This window comes from Vibrio sp. 2132-1 (assembly GCF_033344315.1).
The window spans coordinates 1-556 of record NZ_JAWPON010000705.1 but is presented as its reverse complement, the minus strand read 5'-3'; the positions used below and the strand labels follow the sequence as shown (position 1 = coordinate 556).

General features: G+C 47.8%; 1 protein-coding gene. It reads right to left on the bottom strand.

Annotation, left to right across the window (positions count from 1 at the left end; all coding sequences use genetic code 11):
• Positions 1 to 556, bottom strand: a 556-nt coding sequence (locus R8N47_RS27500; protein ID WP_412034499.1) for a glycosyl hydrolase 2 galactose-binding domain-containing protein, incomplete at both ends; no start/stop codon positions are given.

The window sequence follows — 556 nt, the reverse complement described above, 5'->3', positions numbered from 1 at the left end:
TCTCGATAACGGTGTTCACATTCTCGCCCCGGCATCGCATCGACAGGAATCCAGTTCGCACCTTTGGCATTAATAGGCGTGCCATTGACGATAAATTCCATCGCAGAGCCATGTTCATCTGCCTGACTATTTAAGCTCAACTGACGAAGTCCAATCTTGCGCGACAGCGTTTGCTCACCACAACCAACAGAAATGGTGTACAGATGCGCATCGCCGTAACCTGCGGGCCACCAGAGTTGCGGCTTTTGAACATGGAACTGGCAGTGATAGTGACCACTTCCTTCGGTTTGAATGAATTGAACTTCGCCATCAAATTCGACGACAACATGATGGCTTTGATTGTCGGTTTGCACTTCCACCAGCGCGTCTAAAATCACACTGCCATCGGCTTGCCATTGTTGCTCGGTTGAGACATTTTTTAACCAAATGTCGGTCACTACATCGATTTGGATTGGGTCGTAAATACCCGATACCATCAAACAAATGCCCCAATCCCATCCGGAATGGCATTGTGTTTTGCGGATCAAATTCATGTGTGGAATTTGGTTGTTGCCCA